This window comes from Xanthobacter autotrophicus, assembly GCF_029991245.1.
Lineage (GTDB): Bacteria > Pseudomonadota > Alphaproteobacteria > Rhizobiales > Xanthobacteraceae > Xanthobacter > Xanthobacter autotrophicus_C.
Window position 1 is genome coordinate 1 of sequence record NZ_JAIVFO010000100.1, and the last position, 16739, is coordinate 16739.

The following is a 16739-nucleotide window of genomic DNA, read 5'->3' on the forward strand; positions in this document are numbered from 1 at the left end:
CCACCCCAGCCCTCCCCCGCACGCGGGAGAGGGGCGATTGCGGTTCAAACCACGGGCGTTGTGTCGTGGGTTCCCGCCGAGACGGGACTCATTCCCTCAGCCGCCGTTGGCGGCAGCCTGGGCGATGTGGGGCAGGGCCTCCACCGCCACTTCGGCCAGGGCCTGGCCGTAGAGGATGAGGCAGGGGCCTTCCGCGCCCGCCTCGGCGGCGCGGGCCACCTCTTCCGCGAGCGTCGCGACGGTGGCGAGGATCACCTTCTCCTCCGGCCGCGTCACCGAGAACATGGCCACCGCCGGCGTCGCCGGGTCGATGCCCGCGGCCATCAGGTTGCGCACCAGGTCCGGCAGGGTGCGGCGGGGCATGTAGACCACCGTCGTCGCCGCCTTGTCGGCCAGCGCGTTGAAGTCGAGGTCCTTGGGCAGCTTGCCGTCGCGGGCATGGGCGGTGACGAATTGCAGCCGCCGCGCATGGTCGCGGTGGGTGAGCGAAGTGACGAGCCGGCTCGCCGCCCCCTGCGGCGCCGAGATGCCGGGGATCACCTCCACCGGCACCCCGGCCGCGCGGCAATGGGCGATCTCTTCCCCGGCGCGGCCGAAGATCATAGGCTCGCCGCCCTTCAGGCGCACCACGCGGCGGCCTTCCTTGGCGAGGTCCACCATCAGGGCGTTGATGTCGTCCTGCTTGCAGGAGGGGCCGTAGCCGGTCTTGCCCACCAGCATCTTCTTGGCCTCGCGCCGGGCGAAATCGAGGATCGCGCCGGAGACGAGGTCGTCATAGAGCACCACATCCGCCGATTGCAGCGCCCGCACCGCCTTGAGCGTGAGCAGTTCCGGATCGCCCGGCCCCGCGCCCACCAGCACCACCGAGCCGGCATGGCCCGACCGGTGCGGCGTGCCCTCCGCCTCGATGGCGGCGAACAGGGCGGCGCGATCCTTTTCCTCCGGCGCGCGGTTGGGTTCGGCCAGCGCCGTGGCGGCGAAGCGCTCCCAGAAGGCGCGGCGGGCATGATGGGAGAGCCCGCGCGCGGTGACCGCCTGCCGCCATGTCTTCGCGGCGAGCGCCCAGGCTTTGAAACCCGAGGGCAGCAGCGCCTCGATCTTGGCCCGCACCGCCTGCCCGAAGACCGGGGCCGCGCCATCGGTGGAGATGCCCACCACCAGCGGCGAACGGTTGACGATGGCGCCGAAGGTGAAGTCCGACAGCGCCGGCTTGTCGATGGCGTTCACCGGCACGCCGGCGGCGCGGGCGGCGGCGGTGAAGCTAAGGGCGTCCGCCTCCGCATCGAAGCCGGCCACCGCGAGGACGGCGCCGGGGATGTCGTCGGCGTGCCAGTCGCGCACATGGATCGAGATGGGGCCACGGGGCGGGGCGCCGGCCAGCCGCCACAGGTCCTCGCAGACATGGGGGGCGATCACCTCCACCCGCGCCCCGGCGGCGGAGAGCAGTTCCGCCTTCCAGGCCGCCGGCTCGCCGCCGCCCGCCACCAGCACGCGCCGGCCCTCGAGGCCGAAGAACACCGGCAGGCGCGCGATGGCCTCCATGCGCGCATGTCCGGCCTGGCGCGGGGCGCGGGGCGATGGGCTGTCGGGGCCGGTGGCGGCCATGGGAAAGGTGCTCCCGAAGATGTTGGATCTTCAACGTAAGGCGTGCCGGGCCGGCGATCAACGCGGGTGCAGCCCTCCGGCGGCAGCGCGCGCCGCCGCTGGAGCGTGTGGAAGGCCGAGGCTCAAGCCAATGGCCGATGAGCCTGGCTCATAGGCCATTGGTCCAGCCCGCGCGGCGCATGAGCGTACCCCCTCTCGGCGCCGGTCGAAGACCGGGGCCGCCGGGTTCAGCCGCGGGCGGCGACCACGATGATTTCCACCAGGAACTTGGGGGCGGCCAGCTTGCCCTCGCTGGTGGCACGGGCCGGCGGGTTGTCCTGGTCGACCCAGGCGTCCCACACGGCGTTCATGCCGGCGAAATTGGCGATGTCCGACAGCCAGATGGTGGCGGTGAGGAGGCGCGACTTGTCGGTGCCGGCGCGGGCCAGGAGACTGTCGATGGAGGCGAGGACCGCCTTGGTCTGGCTTTCCACGTCCGGCCCCTCGGCCACCTGGCCGGCGAGATAGACGGTGTTGCCGTGGATCACGGCTTCGCTCATGCGGCGGCCCTTGTCGAGCCTCTCGATGCTCATGGGTTGGTCCTTTCGGTTGGATGGCGGGTGTCTAGCAAGATTCAGGGGGGATGTGCCAACTGGGGTGCGGTGATCTCTCATTTGAAAGCCCCGCTCCTGACGAGGATCCGCCGTGAACCCTCTCCCGTCCGAGGCCGGATGTTTCCGGCCTCGGCTCGTGGGAACCGAACTCGGCAACAGCCGAGTTCGGGCGGGGGAGGGCAGGGAGGTGGCAGGCCGTATCCGCAATCCTGCCGGTGGGCCTGGGCGCGCAAGTTTGCCCCCTCCCCAACCCTCCTCCCCCGCACGCGGGAGAGGGGGTGCGATTACTCCAGAATTGCAGTCGGCCGGGACGCGAGAGCGCCTCAGTGCGCCTCTTCCCAGTTCTTCGCGGCCCGCGCGTCCACCTTCAGCGGCACGGCGAGGGTGACGGCGGGGGCGGAGGCGGATTCCATGGCCTCGCGCACCACGGGGATGGTGGCCTCCGCCTCGCCCTCGGGCACCTCGAACACCAGTTCGTCGTGCACCTGCAGCAGCATGCGGGCCGACAGCTTCGCCTCAGCCAGCGCCGGCTCCATGCGGATCATGGCGCGGCGGATGATGTCCGCCGCCGTGCCCTGCAGGCGTGCATTGATGGCGGCGCGCTCGTTGAAGGCGCGGATGGAGGGGTTCTTGGCCGCGATCTCCGGATAATGGCAGCGCCGGCCGAATAGGGTCTCCACATAGCCGTGCTCGCGGCAGAAGGTCTTGGTCTCCTCCATGTAGTCGCGGATGCCGGGGAAGCGCTCGAAATAGCGCTTGATGTATTGCCCCGCCTCCTCGCGCGGAATACCCAGCTGGTTGGCGAGGCCGAAGGCGGAGATGCCGTAGATGATGCCGAAATTGATGGCCTTGGCCCGCCGGCGCACCTCGGCCGGCATGTCCTTCACCGGCACGTTGAACATCTCCGACGCGGTCATGGCGTGGATGTCCAGCCCCTGCGTGAAGGCGGTGCGCAGGGCCGGGATCTCGGCGATTTCCGCAAGCAGCCGCAGCTCGATCTGCGAATAGTCCGCCGAGACCAGCACATTTCCGTCCTCTGCCACGAAGGCGCGGCGGATGCGCCGGCCCTCCTCGGTGCGGATGGGGATGTTCTGCAGGTTGGGATCAGAGGAGGACAGCCGTCCGGTGGTGGTGGCGGCCAGCGCATAGGAGGTGTGGACGCGCCTGGTCTGTGGGTTCACGAAATGGGGCAGGGCGTCCGTATAGGTGGAGCGCAGCTTGGAGAGCTGGCGCCACTCCAGGATCTTCTGCGGCAGCTTGTGGCCGGCCTCGGCCAGTTCCTCCAGCGCGGTGGCCTTGGTGGACCACATGCCGGTTGCGGTCTTGGTGCCGCCGGGCAGGCCCATCTTGCCGAACAGGATGTCGCCCATCTGCTTGGGGCTGCCCACGTTCAGCCGCTCGCCGGCCAGTTCCGCGATCTCGTCCTCGATGCGCGCCGCGCCCTGCGCGAACTCGGAAGAGAGGCGCGCCAGCATCGCCTTGTCGATGGAGATGCCCCGGCTCTCCATGCGCGCCAGCACGGAAATGAGCGGGCGCTCCAAAGTCTCGTAGACCGTGGTGCGGCCCTCGGCGGCGAGGCGGGGCTTCAGCACCTGCCACAGGCGGAGCGTCACGTCCGCATCCTCGGCGGCGTATTGGGTGGCAGGCTCCAGCGCGACCTTGTCGAAGGTCACCTTTCCCTTGCCCTTGCCGGTCACCTCGGAGAAGGCGATGGGCTGGTGGCCGAGATGCAGCACGGACAATTCGTCCATGCCGTGGCCGTTCTTGCCCGCATCCAGCGCGTAGGACATGCACATGGTGCAGTCGAAGGGGGCGACATTTATGCCGTGGCGGGCCAGCACCAGCTGGTCGTACTTCACATTGTGCCCGACCTTCAGGGTGCCGGCATCCTCCAGCACGCCCTTGAGGGCGGCGATGGCGTCGCGGACCGGGATCTGGCCGGGCAGCTGCCCCTCGCTGAACAGGCCGTCGCCGGCGCCGGTGTGGGCAAGGGGGATGTAGCAGGCCTCGTTGGGCGACAGCGCCAGCGAGACGCCCACGAGGTCGGCCTGCATGGGATCGAGGGAATTGGTCTCGGTGTCGAAGGCCAGCAAGCCCTGGTCCTGCGCCTTGGCGCACCACGCCTTCAACTCGGCGAGGTCGAGGATGGTGCGGTAGGCCGTGCGGTCCACGGGGATGGCGCGGGCCGCGCTGGCGCGGGCGTGGGCGAGGTCGGCGGGAGTGAGGGTGCCGTCCATGGTCTGCGCCACGGCCGCGGGGGCTTCACTGCCCGAGGCCGGTGCTTCGCCGTCCGCCTCCTCCGCCGGCGCGGCGAGGGAGAACAGGCCGGCGGGGGCAAGCCTCGGGTCCGCCTCCACCTCGGCGGCCTCGACGCCATAGGCCTCGGCCACGCGGCGGGTGATGGTGGTGAATTCCATGGCCTTCAGGAAGGCGATGAGGCGCTTGGCATCGGGCGCTTCCAGCACCAGGTCTTCCAGCGGCACCTCGACGGCCACGTCGCGCACCAGCGTCACCAGCGTCTTGGAGATGCGCGCCGCCTCGGCATTGGTGATGAGCGATTCGCGCCGCTTGGGCTGCTTGATCTCGCCGGCGCGGGCCAGCAGGGTTTCAAGGTCGCCATATTCGCCGATGAGCTGGGCGGCGGTCTTGATGCCGATGCCGGGCACGCCTGGCACGTTGTCGGTCGAGTCGCCCGCCAGCGCCTGGACGTCGGTGACCTTCTCCGGCGGCACGCCGAAATACTCCAGCACCTCGCCCACCCCGATGCGCCGCTCCGGCCGCGCCCCGCGCCCGCCGCTCTCGCCGGAGGCGGGATCGTACATGGCGACCTTGGGGCCGACCATCTGCATCAAATCCTTGTCGGCGGAGACGATGAGCACGTCCGCCCCCGCCTTCACCGCCTGGTCGGCGTAGGTGGCGATGAGGTCGTCCGCCTCGTAGCGGGCCTGCTCCACCGGGATCAGGCCGAAGGCGCGCACCGCCTCGCGCATGAGCGGGAACTGGGGGATGAGTTCGTCCGGCGGATCGGAGCGGTTGGCCTTGTAGTCGGGATACAGCTCCTTGCGGAAACTGTCCTCCGACTTGTCGAAGATGATGGCGAGGTGGGTGGGTTTGATGCCCACCGCCCCGTCGCGCACGAACTGCAGGAGCTTGGTGCAGAACAGCCGCACCGCCCCGGTGGGCAGCCGGTCGGAGCGGAAATTGTACTTCCGGTCCTGGTTGATGGACTGGAAATAGGCGCGGAACACGAAGGACGAGCCGTCCACCAGGAACACATGGTCGCCGGACTTCAGGGGGCGGGGGGAGGGCGACATCTCAAGGTCCTCAGGAACAATCCGCGCAGGCAGGCGCTCGGCAATGGCGCGCACGATGCCCGAGGGGCCGGCCCGGAACAAGAGCGCGGGACCCGCAGTCCCCGGCGCCGGTACGGGCGGCGGCGCGGCGCCCTGTCACGCAGCGGTGAGGCGCCGCCATTGGATTTGGCCCGCTGCCCACGCTATCTTGTGCAGCGCTCCCGGCCGAATGCCGGCGCGGGGCCGCCGCAAGGGAAGCTGACCGACCATGGCCCTCACCCTCCACCGCCCGATGGACGACCACGCCGCCGGCTCCGCGCCGCGCGGGTCGCAGTCCGGGCGGTCGGGCTTGGGTGTGCGGATGGTCGTGGTCGGCAGTGTGGTTGCCGCCGGGGCGCTGTTCGCGGCAGCCTGCGTGCTGTGGGCGCGGCATGGCGCCACCGTCTTCTTCGACATCATGAGCGCGGGCATCGCCGCCTGCCTGTGACCCCACCCTCCCGCGCGCGTTCGCGCACGCCCGTGGCGCAACCACGTCCCGGACCCGATTGCAAAGGCCAAGATCGCCAGCCCATGTCCCAGATCAAGCTGTCGCAACGCACCAAGATCATCGCCCTGTTCTCCGCCTTCGCGGCCGGCGCCCTCGTCTTGGTCACCGCCGTGACCCTGCTGGTGGGCAATCCGGCGTCGCGGGTGACGAGCACCGGCACCGCCGCCGTGGGCGGGCCGTTCCGCCTGGTGGACCAGACCGGCGCGGAGGTCACCCAAGCCGCGCTGAAGGGCAAGCCCAGCCTGATCTTCTTCGGCTTCACCCATTGCCCGGACGTGTGCCCCACCGCTTTGTTCGAGATGTCGGAGATCCTCGCCGCCCTCGGCCCGGACGCCGACAAGGCGCAGGTCTTCTTCGTGAGCGTGGACCCGGAGCGGGACACGCCGGAGGCGCTGAAATCCTATTTGTCGAGCTTCGCGCCGCAGATCCGCGGCCTCACCGGCTCCCCCGAGGCGGTGGACGCGATCAAGAAGGAATACCGCGTCTATTCCCGCAAGGTGCCGCTGACCGGCGGAGACTACACCATGGACCATACGGCGGTGGTCTATCTCATGGACAAGTCCGGCACCTTCGTCGCCCCGTTCAATTCCAAGCGGCCGCCGGCCGAGGCGGCAGCGGAGCTGAAGCGCTATCTTTGAGGCCTGACGCCGGCCGCACCTGCTGAAAGCCGCGCCCGGACGCGGCACCTGCCGCCCTGAACTGGCCACGGCCGCCCGCAGACGTGTGCTCATGTCCCGTTCCGAACGCCTTTTCGATCTGCTCGACGTCCTGCGTCGCCACCGCCATCCCGTGAGCGGGAGGGTGCTCGCGCAGGAGATCGGCGTCAGCATCCGCACGCTGTATCGGGACATCGCCAGCCTTCAGGCGCAGGGCGCGCACATCGAGGGCGAACCGGGCGTCGGCTATGTGCTGAAGCCGGGCTTCCTCCTGCCGCCCCTCATGTTCACGCTCGAGGAGGTCGAAGCGCTGGCGCTGGGGTCACGCTGGGTCGCCGAACGCGCCGACGGCAGGCTCGGCACCGCGGCCCGCAGCGCGCTGGCGCGCATCTCGGCGGTGCTTCCGCCTGATCTGCGGGAGGAACTGGAGGCCTCGGCCCTGCTCATCGGTCCCGGCCCGATGATCCCGGGCGACGCGATCGATCCGGCCCTGCTGCGCAAGGCGATCCGGACCGAGCGGAAGCTGCGGCTTGCCTACGGCGATGCCTCTGCCACGCTCTCGCAGCGTGTCGTCTGGCCCTTTGCGCTGGCGTTCTTCGATCAGGTGCGGGTGCTGATCGGCTGGTGCGAGCTGCGCGGCGACTTCCGCAGCTTCCGCACCGACCGCATCCATGATGCCGAACTGCTCGATGCCCGCTATCCCAGGCGCCGGCAGGCGCTGCTGAAGGCATGGCGTCACGCTCGATGCCGGCCGCATGATGCTGCCGGAAACTGACAGCATGCTGCCGTAGGCATGGCTCCTGATCGAAACCGAGCAGGAGCCAATCGTGACCGAGACCAACACCCTTCTCCTTTATGTCGCCGACCCCGAGGCCAGCGGTCGCTTCTATGCCGGGCTGCTGGGGCGTGAGCCGGTGGAGGTGAGCCCGACCTTCGCGCTGCTGGTGCTGCCCTCGGGGCTCGCGCTCGGCCTGTGGAAAGCAGGCGGCGTCGAGCCGGCGCCCACGGCGTCCGGCGGCGGGAGCGAATTGGGATTCAAGGTGGCGCGCGCCGCCGACGTGGATGCCACCCATGCCGCATGGCTGACGCGTGGGGCGAGGATCGCCCTGCCGCCTACCGATCTCGATTTCGGCCGCAGCTTCTTGGCGCTCGATCCCGATGGCCACCGTTTGCGCGTCTATGCCTTGGCGGCCGCGGCATGAGCGGGGCCGGCCGCGGGCCGCTTCGCAACGCCCATGGACCCGCTCCGGCGTAGCGCGGCCGCCTGCGCCACACGGTGGCGGGCGACGCCGTGCTCGGTCTTCTGCCAGTGGTGGGGCCGGCGCAGCAGTTCGAACAGCGCCCGCCACGCCGCCGCCGACAGCAGCAGCCAGTACAACGGAATGCCGAGCACCACCTTGAGCCCCGGCACGCGGGAGCGCCGCCGCAGCCCCACATAGATGATGGCGGCGGTGCCGGCATAGCCGGCGAACAGGGTGGTGAAGGTGAGGGCGGAGGTCAGCACCTCCGCGAACGAGTCGCGCGGCAGGCCGATGACCCCGCGCAGCAGGTCGGCCAGCAGCAGGGCGACGCAGAACGGGTGGACCAGCGCCGCTGCGAACGGCCCGGCGGCGAGCAGCAGCAGCGCCAGCGCCGGGCCGGTGCCGAGATCCGCCATCAGCGCCCGCGGCTGGCGCAGATGCACCAAGAGCGTCTGCGCCCAGCCCTTGAGCCAGCGGGTGCGCTGGCCGAGCCAGGCGCGGGGCGTCACCGGGGCCTCCTCGAAGGTGGTGGAGGCGATCACCCGCGTCTGCCAGCCGGCGCGGGCGAGGCGGATGCCCAGGTCCGCGTCCTCGGTGACATTGAAGGGGTCCCAGCCGCCCACCTCATCCAGCACCCGGCGGCGGAAATGGTTGGAGGTGCCCCCCAGCAGGATGGGCAGGCCCAGCGCGCTCAGCATGGGCAGCAGCACATCGAACTGGGCGGCATATTCGGCGGCGAACGAGGCGGCGATCCAGCTGTCGTCGCCATTGTCGATGGCAAGGCGGGCCTGCACGCAGGCGACGTTCCGGCCGCCCGCGCGGAAGGCTTCCAGCGCCCGGCGCAGCTGGTCCGGCTCCGGCAGGTCCTCGGCGTCATAGATGGCGACGAAGCTGCCCCGCGCCGCGGCGAGGGCCACCGCCAGCGCCTTGGGCTTGGTGCGCGGGCCGATGGCCGGCACCGGCACCTCTTCCAGGTGCGGCGGCAGGGTGAGGGCGGCGATGGCGGCGCGGGTTGCGGCATCGTCGGCTTCCACCACCAGCTTGATGTCCAGCTTCTCCGGCGGATAGTCGCGGCATTAGGTAGCAAACGCACCACAAACGATGGTGTATGTATCAAGTGGGATGCGCTAGATTTTGGGGTTCCGTTGCAACCGGGTGCACCCCATGGCCGCCGACCCACAAGTCGTTACCACCCTCCGCCGCAAACGCGACGAAATCGAAGCCTACATAGGCGCGATGGAACGGCAGATTGCCGACGCACAGCGCGACCTATCTGCGATCAACGCGACAATCCGTCTGTACGAAGTGGATGCGTCGGCGCCTGGGTCGGTCCCGGCTTACGCTGAAATCCACCGGCTGTTCCGACGCGGCGAAATGACGACGATCTGCAAGCAAGCCCTGCAACAGGAAGGGCCGCTAGACACACGCGAGCTTGCGATACGCGTAATCCGCGCGAAGGGCATGGACGAGGACGACCGGCTCTTACGGAAAACAATCGCTTTTCGCATCGTGCAGGCATTGCGCTTGCATGAAAGGCGCGGAGGTGTGCGGAGCGACGGCAAGCGCCAAGGCGTACGGATATGGTCTACGCAACCGAAGGGCGAAGGTTCAGGAAATTCTAATTGCCACGTATGAGTCGCATGCCGTAGGCTTCGGCGAAGGTAGGAACCATAATTTGGTGGCAGCGTTGACTATACGTCACATGATGCCATCGGCGGATCAGGTCATATCGCATTTGTATACCGTTTTCTGCATATGGTGGGCCTTAAACGGGGGAGCGCGAACATGGGCCTAGCTGAGCGCACCGCAAGCGAAGACGCGGATGAATCCCGTGGGCGCATGGATTCAGCGCGCATACGGGATACCGCCTTTTTCATTTCCAAGGCACTTCTACCTCGAACCTTCGCGCGCGACGATATCGAGCTGATTGCGACGATTGTGATTCGCGCTCAAGAGTCTCGGCTTTCACTAACCCCCGCATATGTGACGGCTGAACTGCTTAGCCGGGGGCGGAGCCAGCACAAGGCTCAGGAGATTGTCTCAGCGCTATTCAAGTAGCGGTTGCGCACATCAGCTTCGACGTTGTAGATCGCTTTTTGAGAAAGTAGCGATCTATCAACATGAGCGATGAGCATCGTACGCGGCGGTTGGGGAGCGCCCCTGATTTACAGGCGAAGCTGGACGCTTTGGGCAAGGTTCCGGAGGCGCATCGTGGTGAATTTATTCATGACCGTCTAATGTCCGCGATAGATGATATTTTTGATTCTCACAAAAAGCCCGGCGGGCAATGCGTATTCACCAAACAACAAATAGTTGCCATTAAAGATATATCATACCATATCGTTTTTCTTTTAGACAACAAGGGCCGTCAAAAAAGGGGATTCTTGCGTGCTATTTGGGATGAGTTCTGCCTGCAAAGCCCCATTAAAAAGATAGGTACTATAGCGGCTGCTGTAGCCGGAATTATCGCGCTCGCGGCGGCCTCAATTAATCTTTATGATAGGATTACATTCAGTTCGAAGCCAGAGGCGGAAGTCAGCCAGAGGCCGGAGGCGCCAGCGCCCGCATCTCGGACGATTTCTAAAACACCCAATAATTAGCGCTGCCAATACCCCTTCCACACGCGGCTGACCGGGTGCGCCATCGCAAGGCCCGCAACGCGGTGCGCGAGGGCGCCGTTATCCATCCGGCGATGATCCTCAAGCCACGCCGCATGGTCCGCATACTGGTGTAGGTGCTGCGGCGAAACGTGGTGGTGCTGTCCAGCCACCATGCGGCGAAGGCGTGAAAAGAAGCTCTCAACCTGATTGGTGTTGGTGCCAGCGAGGTCGCTGTACGCCTCGCTATGGTTGATGCGGTGCGTGGTGAATGTGCCGTGCAGGGCATCCCAATGGGCCGCCTCATCGGCATAGAAGGTTGAGTTAGGATCGGCCATGCGCTTGGCGACTTCCACGCCTTCCGCTTCCGACCGACCTACCAAAGTGAGGGTACGGCCGCCGCGCTGGCGCAGCGCGATGACAACGCGGCGCTTGCCGGTCTGGTGCTTAGCAAGGCGGCGGTCAACGCGATCTTCCTTGACGTTGGCGGGGCGGATATGGCCCCCGAAGTACGCCCCGTCGATCTCGACACTCTCACCTACGGTCTGCGCATGGACTTCGGCCGACATGGCCTCCCGAAGCTTGTGGGAGAGAACGAACGCCGTCTTATGCTGGCAATCGAGGTCGCGGGAAAGCTGGAGGGCAGAGATGCCCTTGGCCGAGTTCACGAAGATGCAGATGGCGGCCAGGAGGTCGGTAAAGCTCATCTTGCGCGAGGCGAAAATGGTCCCGCTGGTGACGCTGTACTGGTGGTGGCAGCCGGCGCACTTGAACTTGCGGCGGGTGGTGATGCTGTACGCCTCAACGCAACCACAGCGAGGGCACACCGGCTTGCCATCGTTGTCGGCCCAGCGAACCTTGCAGAAGGTCCCATACGCCTTTTCCTCTCCGCCCTGATAGATGGACTTCAGGGAGAGGGTGCGGGCGGCGGCGGAGAGAAGGAAGTGCTGGGCCATTTGTCATCATTTCCGATGCGTATGCATCACATATGATGACAAAATGCACTGTAGTCAAGGGCAAATGTATCGCATATGATGGCAATCGTCACGGAGAGGATTGCCAATGGCGGAAGCGATAGACTGGGAAGGCCGCGTCAAGGGGTTGCTCAAGGCGGAGTTGAAGCGCCGGGGCGTGACCTATGCGGACCTGGTGGAGAAGCTTGCCGCCATCGGCGTCGAGGAATCCGAGCCGAACGTGCGCAACAAGCTCTCACGGGGAAAATTCACGGCGGTGTTCATGCTTCAATGCCTTGACGCGATAGGCGCCCAACAGATCAGGGTGTCAGACGCTTAGGCGTAAGCCATTGATCTGATTCACGCTTTGCGATCAGCCAGTTAGCTTGCATTTTGATTCGGTCAGTGATACAAATGCACATCGACGCCGCGCAGCTCATGCCGCACGACGCCGATGCTCTTACCCGTTGAGACGGGAAGGCGTGTTGTCCGCCATATGGCGGCCTTTACTACAAGCGCATCGGCAGCAGAAAGCCCGCCGATGCACGGGGTGGATAAAGGAACACGTCTACCTCCTTTCTCATGCGCGCGGTCAAGCACTGGTCAGGGCCTCAAACGGGAGTACTCCCGCTGAACGAAGCGCTTTCAGAGGCTGGTACCCTCTGGGGCGCTTCATTTGTTTTGGGTCACCCCTCACGCTCTACGAGACGAGCGTGCTCAGGAATAATCCCCATATCCTTCATCTGCCGATCCAGCGGCCCGTGCGAATCTGCGATCTCGTTGAGGCGGTTAACGAGAATATCGTTGAGTTCATAACGACCCACGGCGCGCCGTGTGAGATATCCCTTGTCGGTATATGTTGAGAGCTGAGACCTAATGTTCGTCAGGTTCGTCTCGTACCCGACCGCCGTCGCGGCATCGAAAACATCCTCTGCGGTGAAATCCCCGCCGCGAGCTTGAAGGGTCTTTAGCGTTCTAACCCAATTTCCGGTCAGCCGGATTGTGGTGTCGGCATCGTCCCGAGCGTGGCTATCATCCGCCTTTCGACTCACCTCGTCGGAAAGCAGCTTGAGCCGCATCTCTTCGTAAGCGCGGATCTCTCCGGAGAGAGCGAGACGCTGCCTATCCAGATCCATGATCTGGTCGCGCTTCTTGGCGAGCTGCTGTTCGATGTATGCCTTCATAGTGATGGCCTTATACCATCGCGTCAGATCTCAAACAAGTGCCTCCCGCCACAAATTGGGAACAAACACGGATCGAAATCCAACGTGTGGCATAGGTAATATGTGGCATGGTGCGTCTGCTACCTAATCCCGGATAGTCGAGCGCGCCGAGGGCGGCCACCAGATGCGGCACGCTTGCCGCCTCGCGATAGAGCGGCACCAGCAGGGAATAGACCGGCAGCTGCCGGTCATCCAGCGTCGGCGGCGGGTCGGCGGGCGGATCATAGGCGCAGCCGGCAAGGCGCAGGGAGACCCAGCCGAGGAAGACCAGCGACAGCAGCGCCTGCACCGCAAGCACGCCCTGTTCCGGCGCCAGCGCCAGCAGCAGCGCGAGGGGCAGGCCCACGGCCAGCGCAATACGCCCGAGCACCCGCTTGGGGTCCAGCGTGGCGGCGGACTTCAGCGGATCGCGGGCGGGGAGCCGCGTCACGGCGGCTTCGGCCAAAGTGGGGCCGGCGGCGGCCATGACCGCCCGGCGGAACGCCCCCGGCACGGCGAGGCGCATCCGTCCAGCAAGGCCCGGATCCCGCCGCAGCGCCCGGAACAGGCGCCGCACGTCCCGCCCCCGTGCGGCGAGGGTGAAGCGGGGGCGCGCGCCGTCCGGCGCCTCGATGCGCACGCCGGTGCGCAGCACGGCCTCGGCGGTTGGAGCATCGCGCGGGGTGGCGGTTTCATCGGTCGCGGCGACGGCGAGGCCGAGATGGGCGGCGAGCAGGCCCGTCGCCTCCGCTTCGTCCACCATGCCCTGGGCGACGAGCACCTCGTCGGCGCCGACACCGAGCCGGCGGGCGCGGTGGGCGGCGGCCTGGAGATCGGCGTGGGGCAGATGGCCGATGAACGGCCTCAGCTCGGAAGGAAGCGTCTCGGCGGCCCGACGCCGGGCGGCCACAGGCGGTGCGGCCGTCGCACACAGGCCGTGCACGGCGCTGCTTTCCGGTCTATCCCGCTCCTCGGCCCGCCGTCCGGCCCACCCCTTGCCGGCGGACCGCGCATCCCCCACCATGCGCCGCCCCTTCGAGTGCAACCCCAAGGTAATCGCGCCGACATGGCTCTACCAGTTCTTATCGCCCGCCTGCGGGCCGTGGTCGCGGGCAGCAGCCCGGGGACGCGCCTCTTCGCCGTGCTCGCGCTGGCGGCCCTGCCGTGGGGTGCGCAGGCCCAGCAGCCGCCGGGGCCGTCGCCCGTGTGGGGTCCGGTCCGGGGCGGACAGGTGAGCGGGGGTCCCGGAGGCGTCGTAGCGGTGCCCAATTTCTGGAACGTGGAGCGCCGGCTGGAACGGCCCGACGCCGCACGCCTGCCCAAGGAATTGCGCTTCGTCAGCACCGACGATTATCCGCCCTTCAACTTCCTGAACGCCGACGGAGCCCTCTCCGGCTTCAACGTGGACCTCGCCCGCGCCATCTGCGCCGAGCTGGGGGTGACCTGCGTGCTCCAGGCCGCGGCCTTCGACACGCTGGCGGACAGCATCGAGCAGGGGCGGGCGGATGCGGCTATCGCCGGCCTCACCGCGACGCCCCAGTCCCGCGCCACGCTGGATTTCTCCGAGCGCTATCTCGGTACGCCGGCGCGCTTCGTGGGCAAGAGCCAGGAGACCCTGAGCGCCGCCACGCCGGAGACCGTGGCCGCCAAGAAGGTGGCGGTGGTGAGCCGCACCGCCCACGAGGCCTATCTGCGCTCCTTCTTCAACGAAGCCGCCATCCGTCCCTTTCCGGACCTGAAGGCGGCGCAGGAAGCGTTGAAAGGGGGCCAGGTGGACCTCCTGTTCGGCGACGGGATCACGCTCGCCTTGTGGCTCAACGGCGTGGACAGCGCCAATTGCTGCCGTTTCGTGGGCGGCCCCTTCACCGAGAGCCGCTTCTTCGGCGACGGTTTCTCGGTTGCGGTGAAGGAAGGCAACGACACCCTGCGCCACGCCATGGACTTCGCCCTGCAGCGCATCTGGGAAAAGGGCGTCTACACCGACCTCTATCTGCGCTGGTTCCCCATCGGCTTCTATTGAGGGGCGGGCCGGGGCGATGTGGTTCCGGCCTTGTCGGATCGCGGACCCGGCGGGGCGGCGGCGCGCCGGCGCGGCGGGAGAAGGCCCGCGTTGACGCGACCCGCCGACATTCCTAAGTTCGCGCTCCTTTTTTGGAGCCTGCCATGTCCGCCGCGCCGTCCTCCGTCCCGCCCGACGCCTCTGCCTCGTCCGCCTTCGCCGATCCGGCCGACCTCGCCGCCGAGCTGAAGCGCGTCGCGGAGACGGCCACGGCCTGGCCGTTCGAGGAAGCGCGCAAGCTGGTGGAGCGGCTGAAGCGCCACCCCAAGGACGAGGTGCTGTTCGAGACCGGCTACGGCCCCTCCGGCCTGCCGCACATCGGCACCTTCGGCGAGGTGGCGCGCACCACCATGGTGCGCCACGCCTTCCGCGTGCTCACGCAGGACAAGGTGAAGACCCGGCTCGTCGCCTTCTCCGACGACATGGACGGCCTGCGCAAGGTGCCGGACAACGTCCCCAACAAGGAGATGCTGCAGAAGGCGCTGGGCCTGCCGCTGACGAAGGTGCCCGATCCCTTCGGGACCCATGACAGCTTCGGCGAGCACAACAATGCACGCCTGCGCGCGTTCCTCGACGCCTTCGGCTTCCAGTATGAATTCATGTCGGCCACCGACTGCTACCTGTCCGGCCGGTTCGACGCCACGCTGCTGAAGGTGCTGCATCACTACGAGAAGGTGATGAATGTGATGCTGCCCTCCCTGCGCGAGGAGCGGGCGGCGTCCTATTCCCCCTTCCTGCCCCTGTGCCCGCGCACCGGGCGGGTGCTCCAGGTGCCGATCCTCGAGCACCATGTGAAGCACGGCACCGTCACCTACGAGGACCCGGACACCAAGGAAAAGGTGACGGTCCCGGTCACCGGCGGCGGCTGCAAGCTGCAGTGGAAGCCGGACTGGGCCATGCGCTGGGTGGCTTTGGGCGTCGATTACGAGATGGCGGGCAAGGACCTCATCGATTCCGTCAAGCTCTCCAGCCAGATCGCCAAGGCGCTGGGCGGCGAGCCGCCGGAGGGCTTCAATTACGAGCTGTTCCTTGACGAGAAGGGGCAGAAGATCTCCAAGTCCAAGGGCAACGGCCTCTCCATCGAGGACTGGCTGACCTATGCCTCGCCGGAGAGCCTCAGCCTGTTCATGTTCCAGTCGCCCCGCTCGGGCAAGCGATTGTTCTTCGATGTCATCCCGCGTAACGTGGACGATTATTTCGGCTTCCTCGGCAAGTATGAGGAGCAGGACTGGAAGCTGCGGCTGGGCAATCCGGTGTGGCACATCCATGCCGGCCTGCCGCCCAGGGTGGAGATGCCGGTCTCCTTCACCATGCTGCTGAACCTCGCCTCCGCCTCCAACACCGAGGACGAGAGCGTGCTGTGGGGCTTCCTCAATCGCCACGTGCCGGGGGTGTCGGCCGAAACCCATCCCAAGCTCGCCGAACTGGTCGGCTACGCGGTCAAGTATTTCCACGATTTCGTCAAGCCCAACAAGGTGTTCCGGGCTCCGGACGCGGTCGAGCAGGAGGCCCTCGCCACCCTCGATGCGGCGCTGGCGGCCCTGCCGGCCGGCGCTTCGGCGGACGACATCCAGAACGCGCTCTACGACGTGGCCCGGCCCATAGAGCGCTATCAGGACCTGAAGGCGAAGGGGGCGACGCCGGAGCGGCCGGGGGTGTCCATCGAGTGGTTCAACACGCTCTACCAGGTGCTGCTCGGCCTCGGGCGCGGCCCGCGCTTCGGCTCCTTCGTGGAGATCTACGGCGTGGCCGAGACGCGGGAGCTGATCCGCAAGGCGCTGGCCGGGGAACTGGCGACGGCCTGAGGAAACGTCATGGCCGGGTGTTTGTCCCGGCCATCCGGCTTGGCGGCCGTTCAGGCCCCGATCACACCGGCATCTGGAAGCTCAGCAGCTTGCCCTGCGGGAAGTCGTAGAGCTTGCCGGTTTCCATGAAGGTGGGCAGGCACAGGGGCAGGATGGCGGCGGCCGCCTCCTCGGGGGCGGGCAGGGTC

15 protein-coding genes and 1 pseudogene are annotated in these 16739 nt (G+C 67.2%); 9 read left to right on the forward strand and 7 right to left on the reverse strand.

The features are described 5' to 3' along the window. Positions 1-96 precede the first annotated feature (96 nt). The 3 genes from cysG to polA all read right to left on the reverse strand — a co-directional run bounded on the left by cysG (position 97) and on the right by polA (position 5512). Complete coding sequence (gene cysG / locus K9U41_RS15890) at positions 97-1605, reverse strand: siroheme synthase CysG (RefSeq protein ID WP_282641834.1); 1509 nt, start codon at positions 1603-1605, stop codon at positions 97-99. A 227-nt stretch (positions 1606-1832) separates the two neighbouring features. Continuing rightward, entirely contained in the window at positions 1833-2177 is a 345-nt protein-coding gene (locus K9U41_RS15895) for a RidA family protein (protein ID WP_282641835.1), read from the reverse strand. A gap of 344 nt (positions 2178-2521) precedes the next feature. Further along, positions 2522-5512 (reverse strand): DNA polymerase I, encoded by a 2991-nt coding sequence (gene polA, locus K9U41_RS15900; RefSeq protein WP_282641836.1) that lies wholly within the window; start codon positions 5510-5512, stop codon positions 2522-2524. A 247-nt stretch (positions 5513-5759) separates the two neighbouring features. Between polA and K9U41_RS15905 the strand changes: the two genes are divergently transcribed. From K9U41_RS15905 to K9U41_RS15920, 4 genes are all read left to right on the forward strand, one after another. Continuing rightward, the gene (locus tag K9U41_RS15905; protein WP_282641837.1) at positions 5760-5978 is read left to right on the forward strand and encodes a hypothetical protein; all 219 of its coding nucleotides are present in this window, start codon (positions 5760-5762) and stop codon (positions 5976-5978) included. Positions 5979-6061: 83 nt separating this feature from the next. Further along, the gene (locus K9U41_RS15910; protein ID WP_282641838.1) at positions 6062-6676 is read left to right on the forward strand and encodes an SCO family protein; all 615 of its coding nucleotides are present in this window, start codon (positions 6062-6064) and stop codon (positions 6674-6676) included. 91 nt (positions 6677-6767) lie between these two features. Further along, complete coding sequence (locus tag K9U41_RS15915; protein WP_282641839.1) at positions 6768-7469, forward strand: helix-turn-helix transcriptional regulator; 702 nt, start codon at positions 6768-6770, stop codon at positions 7467-7469. Positions 7470-7521: 52 nt separating this feature from the next. After that, positions 7522-7896 (forward strand): VOC family protein, encoded by a 375-nt coding sequence (locus K9U41_RS15920; RefSeq protein ID WP_282641840.1) that lies wholly within the window; start codon positions 7522-7524, stop codon positions 7894-7896. Here K9U41_RS15920 and K9U41_RS15925 read toward each other — a convergent pair. Further along, positions 7872-8990: pseudogene (locus K9U41_RS15925) on the reverse strand (glycosyltransferase family 2 protein); the annotation flags it as partial. The gene K9U41_RS15920 and the pseudogene K9U41_RS15925 sit on opposite strands and share 25 nt — an antisense overlap. Before the next feature lie 109 nt (positions 8991-9099). Here K9U41_RS15925 and K9U41_RS15930 point away from each other — a divergent pair. Continuing rightward, entirely contained in the window at positions 9100-9570 is a 471-nt protein-coding gene (locus K9U41_RS15930; protein ID WP_282641841.1) for a hypothetical protein, read from the forward strand. Positions 9571-10055: 485 nt separating this feature from the next. After that, on the forward strand, positions 10056-10535 hold the full coding sequence (locus K9U41_RS15935; RefSeq protein ID WP_282641842.1) for a hypothetical protein: 480 nt from the start codon (positions 10056-10058) through the stop codon (positions 10533-10535). On the opposite strand, the gene K9U41_RS15940 is transcribed toward K9U41_RS15935, so the two are convergent. Further along, complete coding sequence (locus tag K9U41_RS15940; RefSeq protein ID WP_282641843.1) at positions 10532-11488, reverse strand: IS1595 family transposase; 957 nt, start codon at positions 11486-11488, stop codon at positions 10532-10534. The two genes, K9U41_RS15935 and K9U41_RS15940, sit on opposite strands and share 4 nt — an antisense overlap. Positions 11489-11594: 106 nt before the next feature. Between K9U41_RS15940 and K9U41_RS15945 the strand changes: the two genes are divergently transcribed. Then, positions 11595-11825 carry a DUF6471 domain-containing protein gene (locus K9U41_RS15945; protein WP_282641844.1) on the forward strand — a complete coding sequence of 77 codons (231 nt, stop codon included), beginning with the start codon at positions 11595-11597 and terminating at the stop codon, positions 11823-11825. 346 nt (positions 11826-12171) lie between these two features. Here K9U41_RS15945 and K9U41_RS15950 read toward each other — a convergent pair whose 3' ends face one another. Together K9U41_RS15950 and K9U41_RS15955 are read right to left on the reverse strand one after the other, a co-directional pair. Further along, entirely contained in the window at positions 12172-12669 is a 498-nt protein-coding gene (locus K9U41_RS15950; protein WP_282641845.1) for a hypothetical protein, read from the reverse strand. Positions 12670-12679: 10 nt separating this feature from the next. After that, positions 12680-13630 carry a hypothetical protein gene (locus tag K9U41_RS15955; RefSeq protein ID WP_282641847.1) on the reverse strand — a complete coding sequence of 317 codons (951 nt, stop codon included), beginning with the start codon at positions 13628-13630 and terminating at the stop codon, positions 12680-12682. A gap of 123 nt (positions 13631-13753) precedes the next feature. On the opposite strand from K9U41_RS15955, the gene K9U41_RS15960 reads away from it, so the two are divergent. Next, positions 13754-14707 (forward strand): transporter substrate-binding domain-containing protein, encoded by a 954-nt coding sequence (locus K9U41_RS15960; RefSeq protein ID WP_282641848.1) that lies wholly within the window; start codon positions 13754-13756, stop codon positions 14705-14707. A gap of 143 nt (positions 14708-14850) precedes the next feature. Further along, positions 14851-16551 carry a lysine--tRNA ligase gene (locus K9U41_RS15965; protein ID WP_282641849.1) on the forward strand — a complete coding sequence of 567 codons (1701 nt, stop codon included), beginning with the start codon at positions 14851-14853 and terminating at the stop codon, positions 16549-16551. The last annotated feature ends 188 nt before the right edge of the window (positions 16552-16739 follow it).

Coding starts and splice junctions, on each gene's coding strand:
- K9U41_RS15940 (WP_282641843.1), bottom strand. CDS start 11,488: ATGGCCCAGCACTTCCTTCTCTCCGCCGCCGCCCGCACCCTCTCCCTG.
- K9U41_RS15945 (WP_282641844.1), top strand. CDS start 11,595: ATGGCGGAAGCGATAGACTGGGAAGGCCGCGTCAAGGGGTTGCTCAAG.
- K9U41_RS15935 (WP_282641842.1), top strand. CDS start 10,056: ATGAGCGATGAGCATCGTACGCGGCGGTTGGGGAGCGCCCCTGATTTA.
- polA (WP_282641836.1), bottom strand. CDS start 5,512: ATGTCGCCCTCCCCCCGCCCCCTGAAGTCCGGCGACCATGTGTTCCTG.
- K9U41_RS15905 (WP_282641837.1), top strand. CDS start 5,760: ATGGCCCTCACCCTCCACCGCCCGATGGACGACCACGCCGCCGGCTCC.
- K9U41_RS15910 (WP_282641838.1), top strand. CDS start 6,062: ATGTCCCAGATCAAGCTGTCGCAACGCACCAAGATCATCGCCCTGTTC.
- cysG (WP_282641834.1), bottom strand. CDS start 1,605: ATGGCCGCCACCGGCCCCGACAGCCCATCGCCCCGCGCCCCGCGCCAG.
- K9U41_RS15930 (WP_282641841.1), top strand. CDS start 9,100: ATGGCCGCCGACCCACAAGTCGTTACCACCCTCCGCCGCAAACGCGAC.
- K9U41_RS15960 (WP_282641848.1), top strand. CDS start 13,754: ATGGCTCTACCAGTTCTTATCGCCCGCCTGCGGGCCGTGGTCGCGGGC.
- K9U41_RS15915 (WP_282641839.1), top strand. CDS start 6,768: ATGTCCCGTTCCGAACGCCTTTTCGATCTGCTCGACGTCCTGCGTCGC.
- K9U41_RS15895 (WP_282641835.1), bottom strand. CDS start 2,177: ATGAGCATCGAGAGGCTCGACAAGGGCCGCCGCATGAGCGAAGCCGTG.
- K9U41_RS15950 (WP_282641845.1), bottom strand. CDS start 12,669: ATGAAGGCATACATCGAACAGCAGCTCGCCAAGAAGCGCGACCAGATC.
- K9U41_RS15965 (WP_282641849.1), top strand. CDS start 14,851: ATGTCCGCCGCGCCGTCCTCCGTCCCGCCCGACGCCTCTGCCTCGTCC.